Genomic DNA, 26,184 nt, shown 5'->3' with positions numbered 1-26,184 from the left:
CGGTGGCTGGTCCACCGGGCGCCCTTCGTCACTCCTTGCTGTTCGGTTTGTTGGTTTTGTTCGGGTTGATCGGGTCGAGCGGGTCGTCCGTCGTCGTCGGCGGGGGCTCCGGGCTCGTCGGCTCGTCCGTCGTCGGCGGCTCGGACGTCGGCTCCTGCGTGGTCGGCGTCGTCGCGGGCGGGGTCGTCGGCGGCTCGGACGTCGGCTCCTGCGTGGTCGGCGTCGTCGACGGCGTGGTGGTCGGCTTCGTCGACGGCGTCGTCGGCGCCTGAGTCGGCCGGACCGCCGCGCCCTGTGTGGTGTCCAGGTCGAACTTGCTGACCTCGCCCATCGCGCCGAAGGTGTACGCGGCCCAGATCTGTGCCGGGTAGCCGCCGCCGTTGATGCGGCCCTTGCCCGGGATGAGGCCCGTGGCACCGGTCAGGGTGACCTGGTTGTGCGGCGGCTTCGCGTTCTCACCGAACAGGCCGACCGAGGTGACGAGGTTCGGCGTGTAGCCCGTGAACCAGGCGGACTTGTTGCTGTCGGACGTACCCGTCTTGCCGGCGACCTGCTGGCCGTCGCGCGCCGGATTGTCGCGCACCGACACCCGGGCCGTACCGTCGTCGACCACGCCGGTGAGCACCGAGGTGACCGTGTCGGCGGCCTCACGGCTGATGACCTGGTCGCCGATCGGATCCGGGAACGTGACCTCGCGGTCCTTGTGCTCGGCCGACTTGACGAGCGCCGGGGTGACCTTCTTGCCGTGGTTGTCGAGGGTCGCGTAGGCGCCGGCCATCTCCAGCGGGCTCGCGCCCATGGAGCCGAGGGTCTGCGCGGGCACGGCCGGCAGGTCCTTGGTGTCCATGCCGAGCGAGCCGGCGACCTTCAGCACCTCGTCCATGCCGACGTCGACGCCCATCTGTGCGAAGACCGAGTTCACGGACTTGTTCATCGCCGTCTGGACGGTGATGTCGCCGTAGTTCACGTCGTCCTCGTTCGGCGGGGCGAAGCCGATCGAGCTGCCCTGGACCGGGCGGCGGTTCCTGCCGTCGTAGATGGTGTTCGCGTTGATCTCCCGGCCGTCCTGCGTCTTGGCCTTCTCCTCCAGGGCGGCCGCGAGGATCAGCGGCTTGAAGGTGGACGCGGGCTGGTAGTCGCGGCGGGTCGCGTTGTTCGTGTAGTGCTTGAAGTAGTCCGCGCCGCCGTACATGGCGAGGACCCGGCCGGTCTTCGGGTCGACCGACACGGCACCCGGCTGGACATCGCCGTCGACGGGACGCTTCTTCGGGTCCAGCTTGCTGGTCAGCGTGTCCTTGACGGCCCGCTCCAGTTGGGCCTGCTTCTTCTTGTCGATGTTCACCGTGACGGTCCAGCCGCCCGCGTCGACCATCGCCTTGGCGTCACTGAGGGTGGAGGCGGTGCCCTGGGCGACGAGTTGCTTCATCAGCTCCGTCTTGGCCTGCTCCACCAGGTAGCCGGTCTGCCCCTTCTTGATGCCGGGCGCGGGCTTGGGCGCCTTCGGCACCGGGAACTTCATGGACTGGCGCTCGCCCGCGTCCAGCCAGTGCTGGCCGACCATGTTGTTCAGGACGTAGTTCCAGCGCTCCCGAACGAGCCTCTTGCCCGTGTCGCTGGCGACCGCCCAGTCGTACTGGCTCGGCGCCTGGAGCAGCGCCGCCAGGTACGCGCCCTCCTCGACCTTGAGGTCCTTGGCGTCCTTGTGGTAGTACGCCTGCGCGGCGGCCTGGATGCCGAAGGCGCCCCGGCCGTAGTAGCTGGTGTTGATGTAGCCCGCGAGGATGTAGTCCTTGGACTTCTGGCGGTCCAGCTTCAGCGAGATGACCAGTTCCTTCAGCTTGCGCGAGACGGTCTGGTCCTGGGTCAGGTAGTAGTTCTTGACGTATTGCTGGGTGATCGTCGAACCGCCCTGCGCGCCCTTGCCGGAGAGGGTGTTGAGCAGACCGCGGGCCGTGCCCTTCAGGTCGACACCGGAGTCCGAGTAGAAACTCTTGTTCTCGGCGGCGACGAAGGTGCGCTGGACGCCCTTGGGGACTTCGGCGAGGTCGACGTTCTCGCGATTGACGTCACCGGTGCGCGCGAGTACCGAGCCGTCGCTGTACCTGTAGATGTTGCTCTGCTGCTGGGCGGCGGCGTTGCCCTCCGGGATGTCGATCAGCATGTACATCACGACGAACGCGCCCATGCCGAGCAATATGAAGCCGAACAGTGAGCCAAGGATCGTCTTCCAGGTGAAGAACCTGCGTATGCCGCGCTTGGGCGAGCCCTTGGGCGCCGCGCGGCGGCCACCGCGCTGTCGCGCTCGTCTCTCGTCCGCTCGTCCCATCAGTCGCTCCGCTCCGCTCCACTCTCGTCTTTCACACAGGTACGTGGCCCAGGCCAGCTCAGAAAACTAACACCGCGCGCTATGACAAAGGGCCGCCGATCCCGCCTTTTATGGACGTGACAATCAGCACCCGCCCTACCCGAACGACGAGCGGGAGGCGCGGAAGGTTGCCAGCCGTGCTGGAAACGTGGCCTTCGGCGCGACGTATACACCCCGTGTATACGCACGATGTATACGCTGTGTGTACAGTGTTCCCATGTCCATCGGTCACACCCTCCTGGGTCTCCTGGAGTCCGGGCCGCGCCACGGTTACGACCTGAAGCGCGCCTTCGACGAGAAGTTCGGTCACGACCGGCCTCTGCACTACGGCCAGGTCTACTCGACGATGTCCCGCCTGCTGAAGAACGGCCTCGTCGAGGTCGACGGGATCGAGGCGGGCGGCGGCCCCGAACGCAAGCGGTACGCCATCACCGAGGCCGGCGTCACGGATGTCGAACAGTGGCTGACCACCCCTGAGAAGCCTGAGCTGTACCTCCAGTCGACCCTCTACACCAAGGTCGTCCTGGCCCTGCTCACCCACCGCGACGCCGCCGACATCCTCGACACCCAGCGCTCCGAACACCTGCGCACCATGCGGATCCTGACCGACCGCAAGCGCCGGGGCGACCTGGCGGACCAGCTCATCTGTGACCACGCCCTGTTCCATCTGGAGGCCGACCTGCGGTGGCTGGAGCTCACCGCCGCGCGCCTCGACAAGCTCCGTGAGGCGGTAACCCGGTGACTCCTCCCCCTGGCTTCCTGTTGGCGGCCGAGAACCTGCGCAAGGCCTACGGCCCGACCGCCGCGCTGGACGGCGCCGAGTTCTCCATACATCCCGGCGAGGTCGTCGCCGTCATGGGCCCCTCCGGCTCCGGCAAGTCCACGCTGCTGCACTGCCTCGCCGGGATCGTCACCCCCGACTCGGGCACGATCACCTACGACGGCCGTGAGCTGTCCGCCATGTCCGACGCCCAGCGCAGCGCGCTCAGGCGTTCGGAGTTCGGGTTCGTCTTCCAGTTCGGTCAGCTCGTGCCCGAGCTGACCTGTGTGGAGAACGTGGCCCTGCCGCTGCGCCTGAACGGCACCCCGCGCAAGGCGGCCGAGCGCACCGCGCTCTCCTGGATGCAGCGGCTGGAGGTCGACGACCTGGGCCGGAAGCGGCCGGGTGAGGTGTCCGGCGGTCAGGGCCAGCGGGTCGCCGTCGCCCGCTCGCTGGTCACGAGCCCGCGCGTGGTGTTCGCCGACGAGCCGACCGGCGCGCTCGACTCCCTCAACGGCGAACGCGTGATGGAGCTGCTGACGGATGCCGCCCGCTCCACCAACGCCGCCGTCGTGCTCGTCACCCACGAGACGCGGGTGGCCGCCTACTCCGACCGCGAGATCGTCGTGCGCGACGGGAAGTCCCGGGACATGGAGCGCGCCGTATGAGCGTGCGCCAGTGGTCCCGCGATCTGCGCATGGGGGCCAAGTTCGCTTTCACCGGCGGACGCGAGGGCTGGATCCGGGTGCTGCTGACGGCCGTCGGCGTGGGGCTCGGCGTGGCACTGCTGCTGCTGACGACCGCGATCCCGAGCGCGCTGACGGCACGGGAGCAGCGGGGCAATGCCCGCGCGGACTACCCGGTCCACTACGACAACCCCGAGCGGCCGAAGGCCGACAACACCCTGGTGATCGCCAAGCTCGACACGACCTACGACAACAAGAACGTCCGCGGCCGGCTGGTGCAGCCCGACGGGCCGCGGGCCACGCTCGCGCCCGGCCTGACGAAGTACCCGGCCGCCGGCGACATGGTCGTCTCCCCCGCACTGAAGGAACTGCTCGACTCCGGCGACGGAAAGGTGCTGCGCGAGCGGCTTCCGTACCGGGTGGTGGGGACGATCGGCGAGAGCGGACTCATCGGCTCCCAGGAACTCGCCTACTACGCCGGCGCGGATGACCTGGAGCAGCGCCTCGGCAAGAACTGGGAGGTGGCCCGGCTCGACGCGTTCGGATCCACGGACCAGACGTCCACGAAATTGGACCCGGTACTGATCCTGCTGGTGCTGGTCGCCTTCGTGGTGCTGCTGACGCCGGTGGCGGTGTTCATCGCCGCGGCCGTGCGGTTCGGCGGAGAGCGGCGTGACCGCAGGCTGGCCGCACTGCGCCTGGTCGGCTCCGACAGCCGGATGACCCGCCGGATCGCGGCGGGCGAGGCGCTGTCGGGCTCGCTGCTCGGACTGGTCTTCGGCGCGGTCTTCTTCCTGATCGGCCGTGAGGCCGCCGGCTTGGTCGAGATCCAGGACATCAGCGTGTTCCCCGGCGACCTCAACCCCACGCCCGCGCTGGCGGCGCTGGTCGTGGTCGCCGTCCCGGCGGCGGCCGTGCTGGTCACCCTGCTCGCGATGCGCGGGGTGGTCATCGAGCCGCTCGGCGTGGTCCGCACGGCCAAGCCCGCGCGGCGCCGCCTGTGGTGGCGGCTGCTGCTGCCGCTGGCCGGACTGGCCATGCTCTACCCGATGTTCGGCCAGGGCCGCGACCAGGGGAACTTCAACCAGCTCCTGGTGATCGGTGGCATCCTGCTCCTGCTGGCCGGCGTGACCGCACTGCTGCCCTGGGTCGTGGAGGCGGTCGTCGGGCGCCTCGGCGGGGGCGGGGTGGCTTGGCAACTGGCCGTACGGCGGCTGCAGGTGAGCAGCGGAATGGCAACCCGCCAGGTGAACGGCATCGCCGTCGCGGTGGCCGGGGCGATCGCCCTGCAGATGCTCTTCGCGGGCATCGAGGGCGACTACACCTCGGACACCGGGAAGGACCTCGACCGGGCGCAGATGCAGGTGACTACAACGCCCGGGACCCCGCTCGCCCCGGTCACCGAGAAGTTCGCCGCCCTCAAGGGCGTACGGAAGGCCACGGCGCTCGGTATCGGCAGCATGGGCGACATCAGTTGGCGCTCCGCCGACGGACCCCAGCGCATGGTCCAGGTCGGCGTCGGCGACTGCGCGGCGCTGCGCGAGACGGCGGACCTGCCCTCCTGCCACGACGGTGACGTCTTCGCCCTGCGCAACAGCCGGGACGACGGCGGCGACACCAAGGCGTTGGCGAAGCCCGGCCGGACGCTGCACCTGGGCACCTCCGAAGTCTCGGGCACCGCCCTCGACGTGAAGTGGACGGTGCCGCAGGACCTGAAGCACGCCCGTGTCATCAAGGACCCCAACGGCATGGAGCGCGACGGCTTCCTGATGACACCGAGCGCACTGCCGGCCCAGGCCTCCGGGGCGCTCAGCGGAGAGATCTACCTCTCCCTCGACGAATCCGTGCCGTACGTCAAGGAGCACGTGCGCAACACGGCGGTGGCCGCGGACCTGTTCTCGAACACGACGGTCTGGGCATCCACCGAGCAGTCCACGAAGTTCATCAAGATCCGCATCGGCCTGCTCATCGGCGTCACCTGTGTGCTGCTGCTGATCGGCGCGAGCCTGCTGGTGTCGCAACTGGAGCAGCTACGCGAGCGCAAGAAGCTGCTGTCCGCGCTGGTCGCCTTCGGCACCCGGCGGCGCACCCTGAGTCTGTCGGTGCTGTGGCAGACGGCCATACCGATAGCGCTGGGCCTGCTGCTGGCCTCGGCCGTGGGGCTGACGCTGGGCGCGGTGCTGCTGAAGATGACGGCCGAGACGGTGAGCGTCCACTGGCCGAGCGTGCTGAGCATGGTCGGCATCGGCGCGGGGGTCGTGCTGCTGGTGACGCTGTGCAGCCTGCCGCCGCTGCTGCGGCTGATGCGGCCGGAGGGGCTGCGCACGGAGTAGCGGGCGGCCGAACGTGCGGGCACCTTCCCTGGGACGGGGAGGTGCCCGCGCCTCTTCAGCCCTCGGGCCCCAACACCCGTACCGGCAGCGGCCGCAGCGCATCGCGGAGCGCCTCGGCCAGTTCCTCGTACTCCGCCGCCCGCGCGGCGCCCGCGCGCATGGCGAGGGCGATGCGCCGGGTCGGGGCCGGGGCCTGGAAGGAGCCGGTGAGTAGCTGGTCGCTGCGGGCGGTCTCCACTTTCAGCGCGGTGCGCGGAAGCAGCGTGACGCCGAGTCCGCCGGCGACGAGCTGGACGAGGGTGGACAGTCCGGCGGCGGTCGTCGTCACCGGCGCATCCCGCCGGCCGGCCTCCCGGCAGATGTCGAGGGCCTGGTCGCGCAGGCAGTGCCCCTCGTCGAGGAGCAGCAGGTTCAGCTCGCGCAGGACTTCCCGGGGTATGCCCTCCTGTCCACCGAGCCGGTGTTCGGGCGGGGTGACCAGTACGAAGTCCTCATCGAAGAGGGGGAGTTCGACGACGCCGGGCACACCGAGGGGCACGGCGAGCAGCAGCAGGTCGAGGCGGCCGCTGGTGAGACCGTCGAGCAGGCTGGAGGTCTGTTCCTCGTGGACCTGGAGGTCGAGCTGCGGGTAGCGGTCGTGGACGAGCCTGAGAACGGTGGGCAGGAGGTACGGTGCGACGGTCGGGATCACGCCGAGCCGCAGCGCCCCGGTGAAGGGAGCCCGGACGGCTTCGGCCTCCTCCATGAGCGCGCCGACCTCGTCCAGCACCGCCTTGGCCCGGACGGCGAGGCGCTCCCCGGCCGACGAGAGGAGCACCTTGCGGGTGGTGCGCTCGAGGAGAGTGACGCCGAGGGCCTCCTCCAGGGCGGAGACGGCACCCGAGAGCGCGGGCTGGCTCATACCGATGGCCGCGGCGGCATCCCGGAAGTGGAGGTGCTCGGCGACGGCGGAGAAGGCACGCAACTGGGCGAGACTGGGCTGACGGCGCCCGCTGGTTCTGGTCCCGGCCATCACGGCACTCCCTTACTCATAGTCACTGATAGACGCTACCGATCAACACGACCGAGTGTAGCTATTTCCCGAATCAATGCCCCTGTGTCAGGATCGTTGTTGTCCAACCCATGAGAAACACCTTGTGACTGAGGTGTTTCTTCGCTGCAAGGAGAGCACGTGCTCACTGTCGGTGACAAGTTCCCCGAGTTCGACCTGACCGCCTGCGTCTCGCTGGAGAAGGGCAAGGAGTTCGAGCAGATCAACCACAAGACCTACGAGGGCAAGTGGAAGATCGTCTTCGCCTGGCCCAAGGACTTCACCTTCGTGTGCCCGACCGAGATCGCGGCCTTCGGCAAGCTGAACGACGAGTTCGCCGACCGTGACGCCCAGGTCCTCGGCTTCTCCGGCGACTCCGAGTTCGTGCACCACGCCTGGCGCAAGGACCACGCGGACCTGCGCGACCTGCCCTTCCCGATGCTGGCGGACTCGAAGCACGAGCTGATGCGCGCCCTGGGCATCGAGGGCGAGGACGGCTTCGCGCAGCGTGCGGTCTTCATCGTGGACCAGAACAACGAGATCCAGTTCACCATGGTGACCGCCGGCTCCGTCGGCCGTAACCCCAAGGAGGTCCTGCGGGTCCTGGACGCCCTGCAGACCGACGAGCTGTGCCCGTGCAACTGGAGCAAGGGCGACGAGACCCTCGACCCGGTCGCGCTCCTGGCCGGTGAGTGAGTCATGTCCCTCGACTCCCTCAAGGCCGCCGTTCCGGACTACGCCAAGGACCTGAAGCTCAACCTGGGCTCGGTCATCGGCAACTCCGACCTCCCGGCGCAGCAGCTGTGGGGCACGGTGCTGGCCACGGCGATCGCGTCGCGCTCGCCGATCGTGCTGCGCGAGCTGGAGCCCGAGGCGAAGGCGAACCTCACGCCGGAGGCGTACACCGCGGCGAAGTCCGCGGCCGCCATCATGGCGATGAACAACGTCTTCTACCGCACGCGCCACCTGCTCTCGGACCACGAGTACGGCACCCTGCGCGCGGGGCTGCGGATGAACGTCATCGGCAACCCGGGCGTGGAGAAGGTCGACTTCGAGCTGTGGTCGTTCGCGGTGTCCGCGATCAACGGCTGCGGAATGTGCCTGGACTCGCACGAGCAGGTGCTGGTGAAGGCCGGCATGTCCCGTGAGACCGTCCAGGAGGCCTTCAAGATCGCTTCGGTGATCCAGGCGGTCGGCGTGACGCTGGACGCGGAGGCGGTCCTCGCGGAGTAATCCGCGACCGCCTCGACCTGGACCCCGTCCACCTCACGGTGGGCGGGGTCCGGTGCTTTCCCCAGCGCCCCGGACGCGGCACCACGTGGCACCGGAGACGAAAGCGGCCCCCGTCCACCTCGCGGTGGGCGGGGGCCGGTGCTGTTCCGGGCCGGAGTCCCTACGCCGGCGTGTCGGACGACGGCGAAGCCGCAGGCTGCGGGGCTTCGGGCTGTGGCGTCTGCGGAGCCGTGGGCTGTGGCGTCCCGTCCACTGCCGCTTCGAGCGAGTACGAGCGCAGGTAGCTCACCACGGTGTTCGCCACCGCCACCAGCGGCACCGCCACCACCGCGCCGCCTATGCCCGCGACCATCCCTCCGGCCGCCACCGACAGGACCACCGCGAGCGGATGCACCCGCACGGCCCGGCCCAGGATGAACGGCTGGAGGACGTGCCCCTCGATCTGCTGGACGGCGAGCACCACGACCAGGGTCATGACGGCGGTGAAGACGCCCTGCGTGACCAGCGCCACCACCACGGCCAGCGCGCCCGACGCGACCGCGCCCACCAGGGGGATGAAGGAGAAGAGGAAGATGAAGACGGCGAGCGGCACGGCCATCGGGACGTCCAGGAAGTAGATCCCCAGACCGATGAAAACCGCGTCGATCAGCGCCACGAGCACCGTGCCACGGACGTAGGCCGTCAGCGTGCGCCACGCCCGCGGGCCCGCGCCGGCCACGCCCGCTCGCGCCGCCGCCGGCACCAGCTTGAGCGTCCACTCCCAGATGCGCCGGCCGTCGTACATCAGGAACAGGGTGGAGAACATCGTCAGGAGGATGGCCGTCAGGGCCTCCACGATGACCGTCACGCCTTCCAGACCCGCCGACGTGATCTGGTCGGTGTTCGCGCCGACCGCGTTCCGCAGGTTCTTCGCGATCTCGTTGATCTGCTTGTCGGTGACATGGAAGGGGCTGTTCAGCAGCCACTTGCGCAGCTCATCGATGCCGTTCTGGATCTGGCTGGACAGCGAGTCGATGTTCTCCATCACCTGCCACGTCACGAACCACCCGATCAGGCCCATGATGACGAAGCCGAACACCGCGGTCAGCGCCGTCGCCAGCCCTCGTGGCACTCCGTGGCGGGTCAGCCGCGCCACGGCGGGCTGCAGCAGCGCCGTGATGAGCAGCGCGGCCACGAACGCCAGCACCACCAGCTTCACGGCGCTGATGACCCGCATCAGCATCCAGACCGTGCCCGCGAGGATCAGCAGCCGCCAGCCCGCCTCGGCCGCCACCCGTACGCCCCACGGCACCGCCTCGACGGGATGTGGGCGCGCCCGTACCGCGGGGGCGTACGCCGGGGGTGGCGGGACATGGTCCACCGCCGAGGGCGGCTCGGACTGGTCGTGTTCCTTCTCGACCTCGGCGCGGCGTTCGTCGAGCCGCTCACCCATCTGGGTAAGGCCGGCTCCGACCCGCCCGAGCCACCCTGGCACTTGCGACATGATCCGTCCTCTTCCCCCGTGTCCCCGGGTGCTGCTCACCACTCCCCCCTGGAAGTCGTCCGTTCCGACGGTACATGGCGGGGGCCGACGAGCGTGAACAACCGATGCCCCTCACCGTTAGACGGTGAGGGGCATCGTGAGGTTGACAGACCGCGCGTGCGCGGAGTCCCGCTCAGTACCAGTGGTTGGCCGACCAGAACGACCAGGCGCCGCAGGGGCTGCCGTAGCGGCCGTTCATGTAGTTGAGGCCCCACTTGATCTGCGTGGCGGGGTTGGTCTGCCAGTCGGCGCCGGCCGACGACATCTTGGAGCCGGGCAGGGCCTGGACGAGGCCGTAGGCACCTGAGCCGGCGTTGACCGCTCGGTAGTTCCAGCTGGACTCGTGGTTCACGATGTTGCTGAAGCACTGGAACTGGCCGGCCGGCACGATCTGGCGTGCCATCGCCTGTACCTGAGCGACGGTGTACGAGCTCTGGACGGGGAAGCTGGAAGTGCCGGCGCCGGCGGAAGTGGAGGCGAGCTTTTCGCGCGCGGCGTCGCGGCTGGCCTTCTCCTGGGCTTCCTTGCGGGCCTTGGCTTCCGCCTCGGCCTGCTTGGCGGCCTTCTGCTTGGCGATCGCGTCGGCAGCCGCCTGCTTGCGGGCCGCCGCCTCGGCGTCCTTCTTGGCGCTCGCGTCCGCGGCGATGGCCTGGACGTCGGCCTGCTGCGTCAGGGACGCGGTCTGTACCTGGGCCTGCTGTCCGGCGGGGATGTCCGCGAGGAGAAGCGTCGAGTCGCTTGCCGTCGCCTCGGCGTCGTTGTTGTTCTGGGCAGTGCTGCCCGAGGCAACTCCGACGACGCTTCCGACAGCGGTGACCGCCGTGGCCGAAGCCACTGCGAATCCCCGGACCGAAATCCGGCTCACACGGTTTCCTTCCAGCATCGCCCGCTTCGGTGACCCTGGCGGACGCAATCGTGCCCTTGACGCTGGCCTCCCCACTGCAGGGTCACGGGAGGCACGGGCCCGGTGGGCAACTCCCGTCGCGGGAGTGCTGCGTGGTGCGCGGGCGGCATACGACGGCTCTATGCAGTTCTGGTACTTCGGTTGTGCACTACCGCTGGGGGTAGCACTGTGCCGTATGCGGGGCCTGACAGGAGTGAGACTCTGCCGCAACCCGACGCCGGGTGGCAATTCCGAGTTGCGTGTGAAAGCTCACATCCCGTTCGCCCCGGGGATTCCTGGAAACCGTTCCACACGAAGGCGCCGCCCGGCTAGGCTCTTCGCCTTTGCCGGACGGCGCCAACTGACGGGTAACCAGCTCACATCGGACGCTCGGTTCAGATCGCTCCGTCTTCGAGCATCTCCGTCACAAGTGCAGCAATCCTGGACCTTTCGGACCGGGTGAGCGTGACGTGCGCGAAGAGCGGATGACCCTTCAGTTTCTCCACGACGGCGACGACTCCGTCGTACCGGCCGACCCGCAGGTTGTCCCGCTGGGCCACGTCGTGGGTCAGAACGACCCGCGAGTTGGCGCCGATCCGGGACAGAACGGTCAACAGGACGTTCCGTTCGAGTGACTGGGCCTCGTCGACGATGACGAACGCGTCGTGGAGCGAGCGGCCCCGGATGTGGGTGAGCGGGAGGACCTCCAGCATTCCGCGGGCGGTGACCTCTTCGATGACCTCACGGCTGGTGACCGCGGACAGCGTGTCGAAGACCGCCTGCGCCCAGGGGCTCATCTTCTCGGCCTCGGTGCCCGGCAGATAACCGAGTTCCTGCCCGCCCACCGCGTACAGCGGCCGGAAGACCATCACCTTCTGGTGTTGCCTGCGCTCCAGCACCGCCTCCAGGCCCGCGCACAACGCCAGCGCCGACTTGCCGGTGCCGGCCCGGCCGCCCATCGACACGATCCCGACGTCCGGGTCGAGGAGCAGATCGAGGGCGATCCGCTGCTCCGCGCTGCGGCCCTTGATACCGAACGCCTCCCGGTCCCCGCGCACCAGGCGGACCTGGCCCTCGGGGGTCACCCGCCCCAGCGCCTTGCCCCGCTCCGACCGGATCCTCAGGCCGGTGTGCACGGGGAGGTCGACGGCCTCGGGGACGTGCAGGTGTCCTTCCTCGAAGAGGATGTCCACCTGCTCCCCTGGCAGGGCCAGCTCGGACATTCCGGTCCAGCCGGAGGAGTCCGTGACGGCCAGCTCCGCCTGGTACTCCTCGGCGAGGAGGCCGACGGACGACGCCTTGATCCTGAGTGGGAGGTCCTTGGACACGACGGTGACGTCGAACCCCTCGGCCTGCAGGTTGCGGGCGACCGCGAGGATGCGGGAGTCGTTGTCCCCCAGGCGGTAGCCGGTGGGCAGCACGCTGGGGTCCGAGTGGTTGAGCTCGACCCGGAGGGTCCCGCCGAGGTCACCGATCGGGATGGGGGCGTCGAGGCGGCCGTACCGCACACGGCAGTCGTCCAACAGGCGTAGGGCCTGGCGGGCGAAGTAGCCGAGTTCGGGATGGTGCCGCTTGGCCTCCAGCTCCGTGACCACGACGATCGGGAGCACGACCTCGTGCTCGTCGAAGCGGCTCATGGCGTTCGGGTCGGCCAGCAGAACGCTGGTGTCGAGAACGAAGGTGCGCCGGTCTGGCTTGCGGCGCTCTGTGCTGGTCACCACGGAAGGACGTACCCCCTCGGATGAGGTCGGGGAGCGACGAGAAGGAACTGGACCGGTTGCCGGCCGCGATGCACGGGCCGAGAACCGGCCCTGAGCCGCTTCCTCCGTGCGGTGGCCACACGGTCGGGCTGGTGCAAAGGGCCTCCCGGGCGGACGGCCCCTGCCGTCCGCTGAGATACGACACCCGTGATTCGGGTGCCGACCTGCTTCCCTTATGCCCTCGAACAAGCGCCGCCATGCCACGGCGCACCAGGGGGCGCCGTTGACTCCTCGTGACGTCTGTCACCGAACGGGTGGAACGCGTCCCGGGGTGCGTGGGCGCCGGGCCGCCGTGACAAGCAGTGCCCTACCGCCGTGGCGAGGAGTGCCCGGCGGCCCGTGGCGAGGAGTGTCAGCCGCCGTAGCGCCGGTGCCGGGCGGCGTAGTCGCGCAGGGCGCGCAGGAAGTCGACCTTGCGGAAGGCCGGCCAGTAGACCTCGCAGAAGTAGTACTCCGAGTGGGCGGTCTGCCAGAGCATGAAACCGGACAGACGCTGCTCGCCGCTCGTACGGATCACCAGGTCGGGGTCGGGCTGATCGCTGGTGTAGAGGTGCTTGCCGATCATGTCGACGTCGACGGACTCGGCGAGGTCCTCCATCGAGGTGCCCTTGTCCCGGGCGTCGAGGATCATGGAGCGCACGGCCTCGGCGATCTCCTGGCGGCCGCCGTAGCCGATGGCGACGTTGACGAGTATCCCGTCGTTGTGCGCGGTGGACTCCTCGGCCTCCTTGAGGGCGTTCTGCATCGGCGAGGGAAGCAGGTCGCGCGCGCCCACATGGTGCACGCGCCAGCGGCCGTCGGAGGCGAGGGAGCGGACGACGTCCTCGATGATGCCGAGGAGCGGGACGAGTTCCTCGCGCGGTCTGTCGAAGTTGTCCGTCGACAGCAGCCAGAGCGTGACGACCTCGACGTCCGTCTCGGCGCACCAGCCGAGGAACTCTTCGATCTTGTCGGCCCCGGCCCGGTGGCCCTGCGCGGTGGTCGAGCCCGCCGCCTTCGCCCAGCGCCGGTTGCCGTCCATGATGACGCCGATGTGCTTGGGCACCTGAGCGTGGTCCAGGTGGCCTTCCACCCGGCGTGCGTACAGCCTGACCAGCAGGCCACGCAGCTTGTCGCGCAGGTTCACGTGATTGTCAGCCCCTCCGTGCGGATCAGATCAGGTGCGGGCGTGCGCGATCCCCGTCAGATGGCGGTCCCCGTCGGATGGCGGTCCCCGGAGGGGAAGCCTACCCCCGGAGCACGAAGGGCTCCTGCCAAGAGGATTGGGAACCGGCCCCGGTTTCGCAGGTGGAAACGGCGGCTTGCCGCCCGGGTTCCGGGTGGCTGTACGAGGGACCGTCGTCCGGGGCGGGGGCGCCGGGGACGGCTCGACGGCGGGCCGCGCGACCCCTCCGCGCCGTACGAAGAACCGCGGGACGGGCACATGGAGAGGCACGTCCGCCGGCCGCGCGGGGGAGGCGCGCGACGGGGGCGCACGAGGGAGAGGAAACGGGCCCGTCCCGGCCGTATGGGCGGGCGATCGAACGGGCCGTGCCGAGGGCGCGCGACGGGGCGCATACAGGGGAAAGAAAAACGGGCCGGTCCGTGGGGGGGAGACGGACCGGCCCGAGGGGGGGTTTCCACCATAACCCTTTGTGAGTGATGCTGCGTGCATCGGCGTGCCACAACTACTCTCCGAAGTCGTCCGGCGACGTGGTGGTGGGTGCGGAGGCGCTCGTTCAGGGCGTATTCATGGCCGAATCACAGCGGATTCCAAGGCGATCCGGCCGAATCCCGAGGTACTCGTGCGGCTTGCGCGTACTGGTGAGGCATTCGTCACCTGTCGCCACCTACTCCGAGTGGGTGACCCGCGTCGGGAACGCGCGCTTGACCCAGCCGCTACCTTCGCGGTCATGTCCACGTTCACGACGGCGGGGTCGCCGGGCCCGGTACCGCTGGAGGTCGCCCTGTCGGCGCGCGCCCGGCGGCGCGGGCTGCTCGGGCGCGCCGGGATCGAGGGGGCGCTTCTGCTCAGCCCGGCGAGCGCGGTGCACACCCTGGGGATGCGGTTCGCGATCGACGTCGCGTATCTGGACCGGGCGATGCGGGTGATGGCGGTGCGGACGATGCTGCCGGGGCGGATCGGGCTGCCGCGCCCGCGTGCGCGTCACGTGCTGGAGGCGGAAGCGGGGGCGATGGAGCGCTGGGGGATTCAGCGCGGCGTACGGATCCTCGTCCAGGACGGTTGACCCATGGTCGCGGTGTGCTGCGCGGGACCTCTCGGCCCCGGCCCCCGTGCGCTGTCGTCCGCGGGGGCTTTGCTTACGCGTATCAGTGCTTACGGGCCTCGATCAGGAAGCGGGTGCTGTGGGCGACGAACGGGCCCTCGCTCTCGATTCGCGCGTGCAGGGACCGGAGTCGGGGCTCGTACTGCTCCACGGTGAAGCCCGGGACCATCCAGATCACCTTGCGCAGGAAGTGGACGACGGCGCCGATGTCGTGGAACTCCATGCGCAGCCGTGCCTCCTGGAGGTCGACCACCTCAAGGCCCGACGTCTCGGCCTCCGTCCGCGCGCGCCGCGGGTCACGGCTGGTGCGGACCTCCTCCGGCTGGGGACCCAGGAAGTACTCGACGACCTCGAAGGCGCTGGCCGGACCGATCTGCTGGGAGAAGTACGTGCCGCCGGGGCGCAGGACGCGGGCGATCTCGTGCCAGTACGTGCGCACCGGGTGCCGACTGGTGACGAGGTCGAAGGCTCCGTCCGCGAACGGCAGCGGAGCGTCCTCCGGCGAGGCGACGACCACGGCGCCACGCGGGTGCAACAGGCCTGTCGCCTTCGCGACGTTCGGCGGCCAGCCCTCGGTGGCGACGGTGAGCGGCGGCAGCGTCGGGGCGGAGGCGAGGACCTCCCCTCCCCCGGTCTGGATGTCGAGCGCGGCGGACGCGTGCGCGAGCCGCTCCGTCATCGACCGCGCGTACCCCCACGGCGGCCGCTCCTCCGTGGCCCGGCCCTCGAACCAGGAGAAGTCCCAGCCGTCGACGGGGGCGTCGACGGCTTCGCGGACGAGGTCCTCGAAGCTGCGGCGTGCGGTCATGCCGCGATCCTGCCAGCGGGCCGGAGAGGGCGCGACCGGTTTTCCGCGGTGCCGGTCACCGGGCGGGCACGGCGCCGCATCGGTGCCCGGCACCGGCAACCGCCCCTGCTCCTCAACGAGGTCGGCCACAGGCTTCGTGGCCTACGGCACTCGCGGGCGTACTTCACGGGCCGCGAAGCGGATGAAGCCCTCGGGGTCCGGTTCGTCCGCCGTCGGCTGCAGGACCACCGTGTCGGCACCCGCGTCGGCGAGCCGCTGGACGGCTTTGGCGACCGCGTCCGCGTCCCCGGCCACTCCGTGCTCGGGCACCGGGTCCTCCCGGTTGGCCTCGATCTCGGCGCGCAGCCGGGCGGCGGCGTCGGGTCCGGTGGCGGTGTGGAGGTAGGCGACGACGTGGTGGGGATCGGTGCGGGCCGCCGACTTCCGTCCCTCGTCGATGAGCCGGCGGGCCCGTCGTACGTCCTCGGGTGCGTTGGCCGCGGTCAGGATGGTGCCGTCGGCCGCCTCGCCGGACAGGCGCAGCGAGCGCGGGCCGGTGACCCCGGCGAGGATGCGGACCGCGTCGGCGGGCGGCCAGTCAAGGGCGACGCCGTCCAGTTTCACGTAGCGCCCGTCCACGGTGACGCGCTCCCCGCCGAGCAGGGCTCGCAGTGCGTCGAGGTACTCGCGCAGCAGCGTCACGGGGGACTCGGCGCGTGCGCCGACCTGCCCCATCCAGCTCTGGACGCCGTGCCCGACGCCGAGGATCGCCCGCCCCGGGAACATCCGCTCGAGGGTGGCCGCCTCCATCGCGGTGAGCGCGACGTTCCGCAGGGGCACGGGCAGCAGCCCGACGCCCACGCGCAGCCGCTCTGTCCAGGCGAGCGCGGCGGACGCGGTCGAGATCCCGCCTTCCAGGAAGCAGTCCTCCCACAGCCACAGCTCGTCGAGGCCCGACTCGTCCGCGAGCCGCGCGATCGCGCGCAGCCGCTCGGGAGGCAGTTGGGGCCGGAACACCGCACCGAGTCCAGTCATATGTTCTTCCTACCGAGTGCTCCCGGCCCGGACAACACGTTTATGACCGGCGGTCAATCGGTCGCGTCTCCTGACGGCGGCGTGCTACCGGCTGCGCCCGTCCCGGCACGCTCGTAGTGAAGGAGCACCACGCCGTTGCCGAACCGGCGGGAGTCGATCAGCCGCAGGGAGGTCAGGGTCTCGGCTTCGGCTTGGGGGAAGAGCCGCTTGCCACGGCCGATGAGCACCGGGTGGACGTAGATCCGGAACTCGTCGACGAGGTCCTGCCGCAGGAACTCGGCTGCGAGGTCGCAGCCGCCGAGCGCGAGGTCGCCGCCCTCCTGCGCCTTGAGCGCGCGGATGTCCTCGGCGACGACGTCCCGGACGATGGTGGTGTGCCAGTCGGCGTGCTGGAGGGTCCGGGAGAACACGACCTTCGGCATGTTCCGCCAGAGCCGCGCGAACTCGACCACGGGTGCGGGTGCGGCCGGGTCACGGTCGGCGCCCGGCCAGAAGCCGGCCATGAGCTGGTAGGTGACACGTCCGTTGAGGAAGGCACCCATCTCCTTCAGGACGTCGTTGAAGTGCTGGTGCAGTTCGTCGTCGACCAGGTGCCAGTCGATCTCGCGGTTCGGACCCTCGATGTACCCGTCAAGGGACGTGGACATCATCAGAATGATCTTTCTCATGGCACACCTCGCCGACCTCGGTCCCGGGCTCGTGGCCCACGGTACTCAGGCGGGGCCGCGTGGGACCCGGTTGCCACGCGCTTCGTTTTGGAAGGTTGCGTGCGCGGGCGGCGGTGCGCTCGGCGGCAGGAGCGCGCGGTCGCGGAGCTGGGCGGGCGCGACGGCGGTGGGTCGCCGGGCGGCTACGCGCGGGTGCCGAAAGCGACCGCTCGCTTCACCCACTGGCGTGATCCGAGATTCCGTACGCCCCCGCCCCCTGCCTCGGCAGTACCGCCCACATGCGCGTGCCGCCGCCCGGCTCGTGGGCTGCGCCGAAGCCCCAGTCGCCGTGGCAGGCGCGGACGACGCAGGCGAGCACGCGCAGGTCCGCGCGGCGCCGGGCGTCGCAGGCGGCCGAGAGTCGGGGGTGGGTGTGTCGGGGATGGCTGTCGTAGAGGATCACGCGGAGCGCGCCGTCGCGGTAGCGGAGCGAGATGTACACGTCGTCGGCGGTGGTGAAACGGCAGGCACAGGCGGTCAGTTCGCTGGCCACGTGGACCGCCGCGTCGGTCATGTCGCCGAGGCCGTGCAGGCTCAGGACGGTACGGGCGGCTGCTCTCGCGATCGCGGCACTTGTGGGGGCGGCGGGGAGGGTGAGGCTGTAGGCGAGGGTTTCCGGCTGGGGTGGGGTGGGGGGAAGGGGGGTGGTGGAGAGGGGGCAGGCCATCGGGCTTGCGGATGCGGGCATGGCAACTCCGTTGTCTGGTAAGCGGTTCGAGGCCGCTTCAACGCGGGCTCGATGCGTGCGGCCGGTGGCTTGTCTCCCTGGCGCGGGCCCTCCCTTCCCAGGGAAGGAGCGTGCGGGCAGGCTCGCGCGATGCGCTTCCGGCGATGCGGTACGTGTGCGCTTCATCACCGACAGTAGGAGCCTTAGAGTCACGTTGCCCACGAATTCGGGGATAATTACCCCTACCCGACAGACTCGCGCGAGGCCGGCCGGGCAAACTGAGGGCCACCCGCGACAAGAAGGGGCGGCATGCCAACCAGGACCACGCCAACAGAGCGTCAGAAACGACTGGGCGCCGAGATGCGCAAGCTGCGCCTCGCCGCCGGCTGCACAACCGAGTACGCCGCAGGGCTGCTCGGAATCGACCGGACGAGGTTGTCCAACATGGAGTCCGGCATCCGGCCCTTCTCCGCCGAGCGAGTCCGCACTCTTGCCTGCAACTATGCCTGCGCGGACGAGCCCTACATCGAGGCGCTGGCCACCATGGCGGCAGGCAAGGAACACGGGTGGTGGGAGAACCACCGGGGCAGTCTGCCCGCCGGGTTGCTCGACATCGCGGAACTGGAGTGGCATGCCGCCCGGGTACGCACCGTCCAGGTCATGCACGTACCGGGTCTTCTCCAGACCGAAGAGTACGCCCGCGGAGTCTTCGGCGCGGTACTACCGCCGTTGACCAGGTTGCAGGTCGAGCTACGCGTAGCCCACCGTATGGAGCGGCAGCAAGTCCTGGAACACCCCACATCCCTGCGCTACGTCGCGTACATCCATGAAGCGGCTCTGCACATGCCGTTCGGCGGCACCGAGGCGACCCGGGAGCAGCTGAAGTACTTGTGCGCACAGTCCGAGCGCGCGAACGTCGAGGTGCGCATCATCTCGTTCGGTGTCAGCGGTTTCCCGGGAGCGGGACACGCGCTGCTGTACGCGGACGGAGTGGTACCCCAGCTCGACACCGTGCAGCTCGACTCCGCACACGGGCCAGAATTCACCCACGCCGAAGCGCAACTGGCCAAGTACCGTGTCCACCTGGACTGGATGGACAGTGCCGCGTTGCACCCGGCAGCCTCTCGTGACCTTATCCACCGGATCGCCCGCGAACTTTAAGGGAGAGACCGTGACCGGCATTCACTGGGAAGAACCCTTCTGCGGAGAAGGGAACAACTGTTTCCGCATAGGCACCGACACCGACGGCAACGCCTATATCGCCGTCGCCGGACAGGAAGACCACCCTCTCGTAGACACCCGCGAGGCACTTGCCGTCCTCATCCGTGAGATCAAGGCAGGGAAGGCCGATCACCTGCTCTGAGGGTCACTGCGGTCAGGAGTGCTGCCCTGAACCTAGAAGCGACAGGTCAGTTCACCTATCGGCTACTTGAGTACGAGTGCTCAGGTGCCGTTGCACCGGCTTCGGTTGGGTGGAGCACATGCTGGACAACACACCGAAGGACCGGGTGCGGGGTACGTGGATCGCTCCCCTGGTCTCGACCGTTCTCACGCTCCCTCTCGGCTTCTTCGCCCTCGTCTTCGGCGGGCTCAGCCCCATGGCCTGCGATTCGTGTGACAGCGCCCAGAACACGAGGTTCACCAGGAGCTTCGACACCGCCTTCACGGTCCTTCAGGTGGGCCTTGCCGCGTCGGCGATACTGCTGATCAGCAGTTGGTGTCTGATGGGGGACGAGAAGCCCGAACGCCGCGCGCTCTTCGCACTTCTCGCGCCTGGCACCGTGGTGTTCGCCCTGATCCTCTTCGGGGCGATGGTGGACTGGCCCAGCTGACCGTGGCCTCAGGGGATGGCTCGCAGCGGATCACCGGTTACATGCGCGGACGTCATAGGCCGCGGCTGTCCGTCGGTAGGGGAATCCGTAAGCGTTACACATTCGCCGAATGTGTAACGCTCCGGCCGGTACACCACCCCCCGGGACACGGCCGACGAGGGGCGAGCACGGAGATCAGCGTCAGCGCGGCCGTACCGCCCCGGGCAGTGGCTGCGCCGGTGATTCGCCCAGGGTCAGCCGGAGCCGGCTGTTCCCGAGGGTGACGCTCCCCTCGGGAACGACACCTCCACGCGGCGGTTCTTGCGGCGGCCCTCCTCCGTGGAGTTGTCGGCGATCGGGTAGTCCTCGCTGTAGCCGCGCACCTCGAACGTCATGTTCCCGTCGAGGCCGGCGGCGAGCTGGTCGTGGACCGCCTCCGCGCGTTTCTTGGAGAGGACCAGGCCGTGGGCGTACGTGCCGAGGTTGTCGGTGAAGCCGAAGACGCGGACGGTGGTCGCGTTCTGCTTCTTGATCTCGTCCGCGATCGCGTTGATGCGGGAGCGGGCCTCCGGGTTCAGCTTGGCGCTGTCCTTGGGGAACAGCACCTCGGCCTGTAGGGCCAACGTGATGTTCGTGTTGGTGTCCTCGCGCCTCTCCTCACCACCGAGGTCCTCCACGACGGACTTGATGTCCAGCACCTTGGCGGGCGCGAGGGTCGCTCCGTCGGCGAGCTTCAGTCCCGGGCTGGTGGGGTCGACGGACGGAGGTGGGGAGGTGGGGGCGCCACCGGGGGGTGCGCTGGGGTTGTCGTCGGCTACGGCCGGGGGGCTGCCGGCCAGGGTGAGGGCGGTGAGGATGGTGAGGGCGGTAGCTCGGAGGGTGAGGGCCATGGTCGTTCACCCCTGGGAGATTTGAACAGGAGTGGGGGGCAAGCCGCCAACCTGGAAGTTCACCTGGGCAGTCCCTGCGGGTGGGGCGGGGAACTGAGCGAACCAGCTCGCGGAGCCTCCTGGCCGTACTCGCGAGAACTTTGTGCACAGGCACCGTCCTGACGTGTCGCGCAGAACGAGGTATTTCTTCTTGCCCTTCTCGTCAACCAGGCTCGCTCCCGAGAGCGATCCACCGTTGTTCGCCAACTCGGTCTCATTACTCTGCCAGTCGGCGCCAAGCCACGAACGGCTGCTCCCATTCGTCACCTGGCCAGACACGGTGACGAAGCCTCCCTGATCCCGCAGCGCGGAAGTGATCGTCACCGTGATGTCGCCATCCCTGGCTGTCGCGAGCACCTTGTCCGCAGAGGATGTCGGTTCTTGCTGCTGCCCCGCACCGTCATCGTTAGCAGTCACGGGAGAGGAAGAGGAAGGACTCGCCTTCGATTCCCCCCCGTCCCCTCCCCCACCACAGCCGACCACGGTGACGAGCAACCCAGCTGCGATCGCCACCGCAGCCAGCGCTCTGCGGCCCTTCGCGGTGTACCGGAGATCCATCGGCACGGCTTCCTTTCATTCAGCCAGATGCACAGAGAACAACACAGATGCGTCCGGAAGGTCATCCGGTTTGAAATCTCCGGGATCGATGTTCACAATCTCGTGGCCGCAGTCCAGCCTCGTGGGCTTCTTGGGATCGGCGTCCTCGGCAAAGGTGCACCGGGGTTCGATGACCGCAGTCGCCTGGGCTTTGGCATGCTTCGCCTCGGTGCCCGGAATGATGGACTTTCCGACCGTGTAACGCGTCTCGATCGCTACTCGGTATCCAGGAAAGCCGTTCACCGTGGTGGGAACGGCTCCTCCCTGCACGGTTGCATCATTCTCGGCAGCTAGCCGTTCTGCTGCACCTGTCGCACCTGTGCCCCGGAAAAGGTCGCCTTTGAGCCAGTCCAACCATTTGTCGTCATTGCCGATGGCATCTTGCAGTCCGGTCATCAGCTCGTCACGGGACTTCTGTGCGGCCGCCAACGCAGCAGCGTCCGCTGCGGATTGAGCACCATTCCGCGCGGACGCCGCTTGAGCGAAAGCAAAGAACGCGAAGGCGGCGAAGAGCAAGATCCCCGTCAGCCAGATGTAAATGGGGAGGGTCTGCCCTCCGTCCCCGCGGAGACGTTGGGCAATCAGCCTCCGCCGATCACACGATCGACCGCATCGCCGATCGCACCCGAAATCAGGCCGTCCAATCCCAACTGGTCGATCAACGTGAAGATCCCGGCAATGATGATCATCAGGCCCGCATACTCCACGAACCCGGCCCCCGCATCCCGTCCAGCCCCCCGAACCCGGGACACCACGGTCCGCCCCCACCCGCTGAGCCTGCGCCTCGTCCTCGTCATCACGGCCCCTGCCCTCCCACCCGAAGCGGATACCACCGACTCGCGCACGGTACGTGAAAGCACCCTCACTCGGAGTGGGCCCAGGGACCCAACTTCGGCACAAGCGTGGTGTCATCGCCCCCACCCCTCCACCACCGTGCCCAGCCAGTGGGCGATCGCTTCGCTACGCGAAGAACTGTGCAGCTTTGCGAAGATGCGATTGATGTGATTCTTGACCGTCTTCTCGCTGATGAAGCAGGTGGCGGCGATCTGCCGGTTGTTCATACCGGCCGCGATGAGATCCATGACCTCCACCTCCCTGGAACTCAGACCGAAGTCCAGCCAACCCGCGGCACGGCGCCGCAGGCCTCCCGCACGGGCGGGCCGATGCCTGGATGAATGTGCCACAACCGGTTGCAGATGCGAAGTAGATTCCCTCGGTTCGTATGAAACACCGAGCGAAGACGAGACACGCGCGGCGGACGGGAGCACGGCCGGTCGGCGGGCCCTCATGCCTCGTACGGCTGCCACCAGTTCGGCCACGGTGAACTCGCCGTGTACCAGATAGGCACAGGCCCCGCGGCGCAGCGCCTGTGCCGCGACCTCGGGTTCCCGGCTGTAGGTCAGCATCATCACGGGGGCTGTGCGGGCCAGTTCGGGGAGCGCGGTCAGGCCGTCCGTGCCGGGCATACGGAGGTCCAGGAGGACGACGTCAGGACGGTGCCGGGCCGCGTACGCGAGCGCCTGGCCGCCGTCCGCCGCCTCTGCCACCACCTCGATGTCGTGGTGGACGGAGAGCAGGGCGGTCAGGCCCGCCCGTACGACCGGGTTGTCGTCGGCCACGAGGACGCGCAGGGGTGGGCCGGGAAGTGCCTGGTCAGGCATGTGCGGCCTCCTCTTGGGGGGTGTGGGGAGCGGTCGTGGTGAAGGGGATGTGCAGATGGATCCCGACGCCGCCGAGCGGTGAGCGGCCCACGCGGAGGTGACCGTTCAGAAAGGCGGCGCGTTCGGACATGCCCAGCAGCCCGAAGTGGCCGGATTTCGCCAGGTCCCCGGCGGCGACGGCCGGGGGCAGGCCGGCGCCGTCGTCCCCGATCCGCAGGTCGAGCGCGCCGTCCGCGGCGACGGTGAGGTCGATCCGCGCGCGGGTCGCGTGGGCGTGGCGGTGTGTGTTCTCCAGTGCCTCCGAGACGATCGCCATCATGTGGTGGGCCGTCGCGGCGGGCAGGTGAAGCGGGGAATCGGGGTTCGTCAGCTCCACCCGTGTGCCGGTGCGCTCGGTGAACTCCCGTGCGTACGAATCGACTTCTGCCGTCACGTCAGTGGTATGTGCGGCGATGTCCGTGTGGCGGCGCAGGTCCGACAGCAGGTCGCGGGACTCGGACGCCGCCCGGCGTGCCGCGTCCGCCACCAGGGCCGCCTGGCGCTTGAGCGCCTCTGGGTCGCAGTGGTCCGCGGAGGCGGCGAGAGCCTCGGCGGCGAGGGCGAGGCCGTGCAACGTCTTGGCCACCGAGTCGTGCATCTCCCGGGCCAGCCGGGCCCGTTCGGACGCGACGGCCTCCGTCGCCGCCAGGCGGGAGTTCGCCTCGGACAGCGCCTCGCTCGCCGCGCCGAAGCGGAACATCAGGTTGCGCAGGGTCACACCGATGATTCCCGCGGCGACACAGAATCCGGCGACGAGAAGGGTGCTGACGCCCGCCCCGGGACGGTGTTCCCAGGCCCGGAACACCGCGAGGACGACGGCTAGCTGGAGGCCGGTGATGGCACCCGCGCCACGCCATCCGTAGAGCAGTCCGGACAGCAGAGGGGTGCATACGGTGGCGTACGCCAGGGGGGACGCGGGGGACGCGGTCAGCAGGAGGGTGGCGACGAAGAGGAGGTCGAGCGCCATCAGCGTCGGGTGGGCGAGCAGGCGTGGGCCCGCGCGGTCCCAGTCGCGGAGCAGGGCGTACGAGGTCATGACACCGAGGACGGCGGCCGCGAGCACCGCGTAGCGGGGGGTGCCGTCCGGCGCGTTGGTCAGGGCGAAGGGTGCGCCGACCACGACCATGGCGAGGCGTACGACGACGGTCTGGCGGCACAGGGCCTGCAGCGCGCTCAGCTGGAGACGGACGCTGGCGGGCGGTGGGGCGTCGTCCTCCAGGTACCCGGGGGTGGGGTGGTCCGCGCGGCCCGTCATCATCGGCCCAGGATCGATCCGAAGTTCGTCCCCGAGCCCAGGAACATGCCTGTGGCGATCAGGATCATCGTCGCCGGGAGCATGAAGACCAGGGTGACCATCGTGGCCTTGGGGATCGTCTTGGCCGCGCGGCGGCGGGCGTTCTGGGCGTCCGTACGGCGCATGTCCGTGGCCAGTTGGATCAGTGTCTCCGCGATCGGGGAGCCCAGCTCCTCACCCTGTTGCAGGGCGGAGACGAACTGGGCGACCTGCTCGGAGGAGTTGCGCCTGCGCAGTTCGTCGAAGGCCTGGCGGCGGCTGACGCCCATGTCCATCTGGCGCAGAGTGATGCGCAGTTCGTCGGCCCAGGGGCCCTCGTACTTCTCGGCGACCCGGTCCAGCGCCTGCCGGAAGCCGAGCCCCGCCGAGACGACGACCGCGAGGACGTCCAGGAAGTCGGGCAGGGTGCGGTCGATGACGTCCTTGCGTTCGCGGACGGCCTGCCAGATCAGCACGTCGGCGGCCACCAGCCCGAAGGCGAACGTGACCGCGGCGAACAGGAGCTGCCCGTTGGACAGGAAGACCAGGCCGAGGACCAGGCCGAAGATGCCGTAGACGGCCCGGCGCGCGGCGTACCTGTCCAAGGTGAGACCGCCCGGGTTGCCCGCCATGTCGATGCGGCGGCGTTTGGCGTCGACGCGGCGCGGGCCCATCAGGCGCAGTACGAGCGGGGCGAAGCGCATACCGAGGCGGTCGACCGCCGAGTCCGTCTTGGAGACCCGGGTGGCACCCACCTCCAGGGCGAGCGTGAGATCGCTCGGCAGTTTGGCGTCAGCTCGGATCATGCGGATGCCGAGGAGGATCCCGGTGACCGCGAGGGCGGTCAGCAGGGCGAGGAGCAGTGCCGCCATCTCGTACTCCCCCTCACACTTCGATCTTGCCGAGTCGGCGGATGACGAAGAAGCCGACCGTGTAGAGGCCGAGCGCGAGCAGGACCAGCCCCTGGCCGAGCGGGGAGCTGGTGACGCGGGTCAGGGCGCCCTCGTTCGATGAATTGATCAGGACGAGGGAGCCCAGGCCCAGCAACGGGACCGTGAAGGCCGTGGCGTGGACCTCGGAGAGCATGGTGCGCACCTCACGCCGTGTCTCCTTGCGGTCCTCCAGGGTCTGGGTGAGGTTGCGCAGCGAGTTCACCACCGAGCCGCCCGCCTTGTTGGCCAGGACGAGTGTGGTGACCAGAACGATGAGTTCGCGGGACGGGAGGCGTTCGGCCAGTTCGTCGAGGGCGCCGTCGATCGAGCGACCGAGTGTCAACTGGTCGGCGACACGGGACAGTTCTTCGCCTGCTGGTGCCTCCAGTTCCTCGGCGGCCATGGCGAGGGCCGTGCGCAGGGCGAGACCGGCGGCCGTGGCGTTGGCCAGGAGCCGGGCCACGTCCGGGAGCTGGTTGATGAAGGCCTCGATGCGTTTCTGCCGCTGCCAGTTGAGGAAGATGGCCGCGCTCCACACGCCGACGAGTGCGGCGATCGGCCCGAAGAAGGGGGCCAGGGTCGCCGCCGCGATCAGCCAGAGCGCGACGGTGATCACGGTGACGTAGCTGACGAACTCCCCTGTGGTCACATCGAGGCCGGTCGCCGACAGCCGCAGATGGACGGCGCGGCCCAGACGGGTGCGGCGCAGTCGGCGGTCGACGCCCGTGAAGTGCGGCACGCGGCCCGCCGCCGTTCGTGCGGGGCCCGCGGCGCCGCCGGAGAGCCGGCCGACCAGTGCCCGGCGCTGGGCGCGGCCGGACGCGTACGTGTGCAGGCCCGCGACGGCGAGGGTGCCGGTGAGGATGGTGGCGCCGAGGGCGAGGAGGGCGGGGTGGTTCACGGCTCG

Annotated in this window: 26 protein-coding genes; 9 read left to right on the top strand and 17 right to left on the bottom strand. The window is 69.3% G+C overall.

All coding sequences use genetic code 11. The features are described 5' to 3' along the window. Nucleotides 1-28 precede the first annotated feature (28 nt). Nucleotides 29-2,326, bottom strand: coding sequence for a transglycosylase domain-containing protein (locus tag ACWDEX_RS25825; RefSeq protein WP_450466375.1), 2,298 nt, complete (start codon nt 2,324-2,326; stop codon nt 29-31). A 256-nt stretch (nt 2,327-2,582) separates the two neighbouring features. Here ACWDEX_RS25825 and ACWDEX_RS25820 point away from each other — a divergent pair, with 256 nt between their 5' ends. The 3 genes from ACWDEX_RS25820 to ACWDEX_RS25810 are packed head-to-tail and all read left to right on the top strand — an operon-like array spanning nt 2,583 to nt 6,144. Then, nucleotides 2,583-3,107, top strand: a complete 525-nt coding sequence (locus ACWDEX_RS25820; protein WP_450466373.1) for a PadR family transcriptional regulator — start codon at nt 2,583-2,585, stop codon at nt 3,105-3,107. Next, complete coding sequence (locus ACWDEX_RS25815) at nt 3,104-3,793, top strand: ABC transporter ATP-binding protein (protein WP_450466372.1); 690 nt, start codon at nt 3,104-3,106, stop codon at nt 3,791-3,793. The genes ACWDEX_RS25820 and ACWDEX_RS25815 overlap by 4 nt, the downstream gene beginning before the upstream one ends. Further along, entirely contained in the window at nt 3,790-6,144 is a 2,355-nt protein-coding gene (locus tag ACWDEX_RS25810; protein WP_450466371.1) for an ABC transporter permease, read from the top strand. Before ACWDEX_RS25815 ends, ACWDEX_RS25810 begins: the two co-directional genes overlap by 4 nt. A gap of 55 nt (nt 6,145-6,199) precedes the next feature. Here the strand turns inward: ACWDEX_RS25810 and ACWDEX_RS25805 are convergent, their stop codons facing one another. Continuing rightward, entirely contained in the window at nt 6,200-7,156 is a 957-nt protein-coding gene (locus ACWDEX_RS25805) for a LysR substrate-binding domain-containing protein (protein WP_450466370.1), read from the bottom strand. A 159-nt stretch (nt 7,157-7,315) separates the two neighbouring features. On the opposite strand from ACWDEX_RS25805, the gene ACWDEX_RS25800 reads away from it, so the two are divergent. Together ACWDEX_RS25800 and ACWDEX_RS25795 are read left to right on the top strand one after the other, a co-directional pair. Beyond that, nucleotides 7,316-7,870 (top strand): peroxiredoxin, encoded by a 555-nt coding sequence (locus tag ACWDEX_RS25800; RefSeq protein WP_450466369.1) that lies wholly within the window; start codon nt 7,316-7,318, stop codon nt 7,868-7,870. 3 nt (nt 7,871-7,873) lie between these two features. Continuing rightward, complete coding sequence (locus ACWDEX_RS25795; RefSeq protein WP_450466368.1) at nt 7,874-8,407, top strand: alkyl hydroperoxide reductase; 534 nt, start codon at nt 7,874-7,876, stop codon at nt 8,405-8,407. Between the two features lie 160 nt (nt 8,408-8,567). Here the strand turns inward: ACWDEX_RS25795 and ACWDEX_RS25790 are convergent, their stop codons facing one another. The 4 genes from ACWDEX_RS25790 to ACWDEX_RS25775 all read right to left on the bottom strand — a co-directional run bounded on the left by ACWDEX_RS25790 (nt 8,568) and on the right by ACWDEX_RS25775 (nt 13,698). Further along, on the bottom strand, nt 8,568-9,890 hold the full coding sequence (locus tag ACWDEX_RS25790) for an AI-2E family transporter (RefSeq protein WP_450466366.1): 1,323 nt from the start codon (nt 9,888-9,890) through the stop codon (nt 8,568-8,570). A gap of 172 nt (nt 9,891-10,062) precedes the next feature. Continuing rightward, a complete protein-coding gene (locus tag ACWDEX_RS25785) occupies nt 10,063-10,812 on the bottom strand; it encodes an aggregation-promoting factor C-terminal-like domain-containing protein (protein WP_450466364.1) in 750 nt (249 codons plus the stop codon). A 395-nt stretch (nt 10,813-11,207) separates the two neighbouring features. Further along, a complete protein-coding gene (locus tag ACWDEX_RS25780) occupies nt 11,208-12,533 on the bottom strand; it encodes a PhoH family protein (protein ID WP_450466363.1) in 1,326 nt (441 codons plus the stop codon). A gap of 391 nt (nt 12,534-12,924) precedes the next feature. Further along, nucleotides 12,925-13,698 carry an isoprenyl transferase gene (locus ACWDEX_RS25775; protein WP_450466361.1) on the bottom strand — a complete coding sequence of 258 codons (774 nt, stop codon included), beginning with the start codon at nt 13,696-13,698 and terminating at the stop codon, nt 12,925-12,927. A gap of 766 nt (nt 13,699-14,464) precedes the next feature. Between ACWDEX_RS25775 and ACWDEX_RS25770 the strand changes: the two genes are divergently transcribed. Continuing rightward, nucleotides 14,465-14,800, top strand: coding sequence for a DUF192 domain-containing protein (locus tag ACWDEX_RS25770; RefSeq protein ID WP_450466359.1), 336 nt, complete (start codon nt 14,465-14,467; stop codon nt 14,798-14,800). A gap of 82 nt (nt 14,801-14,882) precedes the next feature. Here the strand turns inward: ACWDEX_RS25770 and ACWDEX_RS25765 are convergent, their stop codons facing one another. The 4 genes from ACWDEX_RS25765 to ACWDEX_RS25750 all read right to left on the bottom strand — a co-directional run bounded on the left by ACWDEX_RS25765 (nt 14,883) and on the right by ACWDEX_RS25750 (nt 18,056). Beyond that, nucleotides 14,883-15,647 carry a class I SAM-dependent methyltransferase gene (locus ACWDEX_RS25765; protein WP_450466358.1) on the bottom strand — a complete coding sequence of 255 codons (765 nt, stop codon included), beginning with the start codon at nt 15,645-15,647 and terminating at the stop codon, nt 14,883-14,885. Nucleotides 15,648-15,788: 141 nt separating this feature from the next. Continuing rightward, entirely contained in the window at nt 15,789-16,661 is an 873-nt protein-coding gene (locus ACWDEX_RS25760) for an LLM class flavin-dependent oxidoreductase (RefSeq protein ID WP_450466357.1), read from the bottom strand. Between the two features lie 53 nt (nt 16,662-16,714). Next, nucleotides 16,715-17,329 (bottom strand): dihydrofolate reductase family protein, encoded by a 615-nt coding sequence (locus ACWDEX_RS25755; protein WP_450466355.1) that lies wholly within the window; start codon nt 17,327-17,329, stop codon nt 16,715-16,717. A gap of 214 nt (nt 17,330-17,543) precedes the next feature. Beyond that, entirely contained in the window at nt 17,544-18,056 is a 513-nt protein-coding gene (locus ACWDEX_RS25750) for an ATP-binding protein (RefSeq protein WP_450466354.1), read from the bottom strand. Nucleotides 18,057-18,344: 288 nt separating this feature from the next. On the opposite strand from ACWDEX_RS25750, the gene ACWDEX_RS25745 reads away from it, so the two are divergent. From ACWDEX_RS25745 to ACWDEX_RS25735, 3 genes are all read left to right on the top strand, one after another. Further along, complete coding sequence (locus tag ACWDEX_RS25745; protein ID WP_450466353.1) at nt 18,345-19,196, top strand: helix-turn-helix domain-containing protein; 852 nt, start codon at nt 18,345-18,347, stop codon at nt 19,194-19,196. Between the two features lie 10 nt (nt 19,197-19,206). Continuing rightward, entirely contained in the window at nt 19,207-19,398 is a 192-nt protein-coding gene (locus tag ACWDEX_RS25740) for a hypothetical protein (protein ID WP_450466352.1), read from the top strand. A gap of 118 nt (nt 19,399-19,516) precedes the next feature. After that, on the top strand, nt 19,517-19,867 hold the full coding sequence (locus ACWDEX_RS25735; protein WP_450466351.1) for a hypothetical protein: 351 nt from the start codon (nt 19,517-19,519) through the stop codon (nt 19,865-19,867). A 233-nt stretch (nt 19,868-20,100) separates the two neighbouring features. Here ACWDEX_RS25735 and ACWDEX_RS25730 read toward each other — a convergent pair whose 3' ends face one another. The 7 genes from ACWDEX_RS25730 to ACWDEX_RS25700 all read right to left on the bottom strand — a co-directional run bounded on the left by ACWDEX_RS25730 (nt 20,101) and on the right by ACWDEX_RS25700 (nt 26,178). Beyond that, nucleotides 20,101-20,736 carry an OmpA family protein gene (locus ACWDEX_RS25730; protein WP_450466350.1) on the bottom strand — a complete coding sequence of 212 codons (636 nt, stop codon included), beginning with the start codon at nt 20,734-20,736 and terminating at the stop codon, nt 20,101-20,103. Nucleotides 20,737-21,348: 612 nt separating this feature from the next. Continuing rightward, on the bottom strand, nt 21,349-21,954 hold the full coding sequence (locus ACWDEX_RS25725; RefSeq protein ID WP_450466441.1) for a pilus assembly protein TadG-related protein: 606 nt from the start codon (nt 21,952-21,954) through the stop codon (nt 21,349-21,351). Then, a complete protein-coding gene (locus ACWDEX_RS25720; RefSeq protein ID WP_450466439.1) occupies nt 21,954-22,169 on the bottom strand; it encodes a hypothetical protein in 216 nt (71 codons plus the stop codon). The genes ACWDEX_RS25725 and ACWDEX_RS25720 overlap by 1 nt, the downstream gene beginning before the upstream one ends. Before the next feature lie 111 nt (nt 22,170-22,280). Further along, a complete protein-coding gene (locus tag ACWDEX_RS25715; RefSeq protein ID WP_450466348.1) occupies nt 22,281-23,033 on the bottom strand; it encodes a response regulator in 753 nt (250 codons plus the stop codon). Next, nucleotides 23,026-24,330 (bottom strand): sensor histidine kinase, encoded by a 1,305-nt coding sequence (locus ACWDEX_RS25710; RefSeq protein WP_450466347.1) that lies wholly within the window; start codon nt 24,328-24,330, stop codon nt 23,026-23,028. Before ACWDEX_RS25710 ends, ACWDEX_RS25715 begins: the two co-directional genes overlap by 8 nt. Continuing rightward, entirely contained in the window at nt 24,327-25,217 is an 891-nt protein-coding gene (locus tag ACWDEX_RS25705; protein WP_450466345.1) for a DUF5936 domain-containing protein, read from the bottom strand. The genes ACWDEX_RS25710 and ACWDEX_RS25705 overlap by 4 nt, the downstream gene beginning before the upstream one ends. A 13-nt stretch (nt 25,218-25,230) precedes the next feature. Next, a complete protein-coding gene (locus ACWDEX_RS25700; RefSeq protein WP_450466344.1) occupies nt 25,231-26,178 on the bottom strand; it encodes a type II secretion system F family protein in 948 nt (315 codons plus the stop codon). Nucleotides 26,179-26,184: the final 6 nt, after the last annotated feature.

It is taken from the genome of Streptomyces sp. NPDC001020 (genome assembly GCF_053599115.1).
Note: the sequence above shows the minus strand (reverse complement) of the source record. Positions and strands in the feature narration are given on the sequence as shown.

Bases quoted from the DNA above. Each gene is read 5' to 3' on its own strand.
- ACWDEX_RS25745 (WP_450466353.1), top strand. From the start codon at position 18,345: ATGCCAACCAGGACCACGCCAACAGAGCGTCAGAAACGACTGGGCGCC.
- ACWDEX_RS25755 (WP_450466355.1), bottom strand. From the start codon at position 17,329: ATGAGAAAGATCATTCTGATGATGTCCACGTCCCTTGACGGGTACATC.
- ACWDEX_RS25820 (WP_450466373.1), top strand. From the start codon at position 2,583: ATGTCCATCGGTCACACCCTCCTGGGTCTCCTGGAGTCCGGGCCGCGC.
- ACWDEX_RS25795 (WP_450466368.1), top strand. From the start codon at position 7,874: ATGTCCCTCGACTCCCTCAAGGCCGCCGTTCCGGACTACGCCAAGGAC.
- ACWDEX_RS25715 (WP_450466348.1), bottom strand. From the start codon at position 23,033: ATGCCTGACCAGGCACTTCCCGGCCCACCCCTGCGCGTCCTCGTGGCC.
- ACWDEX_RS25790 (WP_450466366.1), bottom strand. From the start codon at position 9,890: ATGTCGCAAGTGCCAGGGTGGCTCGGGCGGGTCGGAGCCGGCCTTACC.
- ACWDEX_RS25750 (WP_450466354.1), bottom strand. From the start codon at position 18,056: ATGCCCGCATCCGCAAGCCCGATGGCCTGCCCCCTCTCCACCACCCCC.
- ACWDEX_RS25735 (WP_450466351.1), top strand. From the start codon at position 19,517: ATGCTGGACAACACACCGAAGGACCGGGTGCGGGGTACGTGGATCGCT.
- ACWDEX_RS25730 (WP_450466350.1), bottom strand. From the start codon at position 20,736: ATGGCCCTCACCCTCCGAGCTACCGCCCTCACCATCCTCACCGCCCTC.
- ACWDEX_RS25760 (WP_450466357.1), bottom strand. From the start codon at position 16,661: ATGACTGGACTCGGTGCGGTGTTCCGGCCCCAACTGCCTCCCGAGCGG.
- ACWDEX_RS25710 (WP_450466347.1), bottom strand. From the start codon at position 24,330: ATGATGACGGGCCGCGCGGACCACCCCACCCCCGGGTACCTGGAGGAC.
- ACWDEX_RS25810 (WP_450466371.1), top strand. From the start codon at position 3,790: ATGAGCGTGCGCCAGTGGTCCCGCGATCTGCGCATGGGGGCCAAGTTC.
- ACWDEX_RS25805 (WP_450466370.1), bottom strand. From the start codon at position 7,156: ATGGCCGGGACCAGAACCAGCGGGCGCCGTCAGCCCAGTCTCGCCCAG.
- ACWDEX_RS25825 (WP_450466375.1), bottom strand. From the start codon at position 2,326: ATGGGACGAGCGGACGAGAGACGAGCGCGACAGCGCGGTGGCCGCCGC.
- ACWDEX_RS25785 (WP_450466364.1), bottom strand. From the start codon at position 10,812: ATGCTGGAAGGAAACCGTGTGAGCCGGATTTCGGTCCGGGGATTCGCA.
- ACWDEX_RS25765 (WP_450466358.1), bottom strand. From the start codon at position 15,647: ATGACCGCACGCCGCAGCTTCGAGGACCTCGTCCGCGAAGCCGTCGAC.
- ACWDEX_RS25705 (WP_450466345.1), bottom strand. From the start codon at position 25,217: ATGGCGGCACTGCTCCTCGCCCTGCTGACCGCCCTCGCGGTCACCGGG.
- ACWDEX_RS25720 (WP_450466439.1), bottom strand. From the start codon at position 22,169: ATGACGAGGACGAGGCGCAGGCTCAGCGGGTGGGGGCGGACCGTGGTG.
- ACWDEX_RS25770 (WP_450466359.1), top strand. From the start codon at position 14,465: ATGTCCACGTTCACGACGGCGGGGTCGCCGGGCCCGGTACCGCTGGAG.